This window comes from Rhizobacter sp. P2_H2, from assembly GCF_056403375.1.
The window spans coordinates 1-644 of the sequence record NZ_JBFUFP010001743.1 but is presented as its reverse complement, the minus strand read 5'-3'; the positions used below and the strand labels follow the sequence as shown (position 1 = coordinate 644).

Genomic DNA, 644 nt, shown 5'->3' with positions numbered 1-644 from the left:
GGCAGGCTGAGCCTGGAACACGGCCTGGCCGTTGTCGACGTCGGCGACGGACAGGGTGCCGCCGGTCGTCAGATTGCCGGCGCCGTTGACCGCGGTGTCTTCGGTGACGGAACCCGAGGTCGCGCCGGAGATGACAGCGGTGTCGTTCGTGCCGTGGATGGTGACGGTGACCGACGAGCTGGTGCCATCAGCGCTCTTGACGGTGAACGTCTCGGTCAGCGATTGATCGGCGCGCAGGGCCTGGATCGTGGTGTTGCTGTTGGCGGCTGCGTAGGTCCACACGCCGGCCGATGTCAGCGTGAAGGTGCCGTAGGTGCCGGCAGTGGCAGGCTGAGCCTGGAACACCGCCTGGCCGTTGTCGACGTCGRYGACGGACAGGGTGCCACCGGTGGTCARRTTGCCRGAGCCGTTGACGGCGGTGTCTTCGGTGACGGAGCCGGAGGTGGCGCCGGAGATGACCGCTGCGTCGTTCGTGCCCTGGATGGTGACCGTGACAGAGGAGCTGGTGCCGTCGGCGCTCTTGACGGTGAAGGTTTCGGTCAGCGACTGATCGGCGCGCAGGGCTTGGATCGTCGCGTTGCTGTTGGCGGCGGCGTAAGTCCAGGTGCCGTCGGCGGCGAGCGTGAAGGTGCCGTAGGTACCCG

1 protein-coding gene is annotated in these 644 nt (G+C 67.6%); it reads right to left on the bottom strand.

Annotated features, from left to right (window positions below; genetic code table 11):
- Positions 1 to 644 (bottom strand): VCBS domain-containing protein (locus tag AC1D15_RS35960; RefSeq protein ID WP_477829847.1); only part of this gene is annotated, 644 nt, incomplete at both ends.